Origin of the sequence: Pseudoalteromonas rubra (genome assembly GCF_005887115.1) — a bacterium.
Classification (GTDB): domain Bacteria; phylum Pseudomonadota; class Gammaproteobacteria; order Enterobacterales; family Alteromonadaceae; genus Pseudoalteromonas; species Pseudoalteromonas rubra_F.
Genome location: NZ_PNCJ01000136.1, coordinates 1 through 274, shown reverse-complemented (window position 1 = coordinate 274; position 274 = coordinate 1). Strand labels below are relative to the sequence as shown.

The 274-nt window shown below is 44.5% G+C and carries 1 protein-coding gene; it reads right to left on the bottom strand.

Translation table 11 applies throughout. From position 1 onward, the window contains the following. Window positions 1-274 (bottom strand): FAD-dependent oxidoreductase (locus CWB98_RS23490; RefSeq protein WP_171045750.1); only part of this gene is annotated, 274 nt, incomplete at both ends.

The following is a 274-nucleotide window of genomic DNA, read 5'->3' as shown; positions in this document are numbered from 1 at the left end:
AACCAGGGCGACAGATGTGGGCTTGCTCAAATCCAGCGATGCTGTTGACTATTTGCATCTGTACGTCAAATGGCAAACTCGTGGAAATACCATTTGGGTATAGCTCATAAGAGGTTAACCCTTCTGGTTCAACAAAGATCTGGTGCTTATCTTTATCGGCAAAACGAACTATTTTATCTTCAATCGATGGGCAGTAACGCGGACCGATCCCCTCAATCACGCCTGAATACATAGGCGATCGGTGCAGATTCTCATTGATAATCTCATGCGTTTT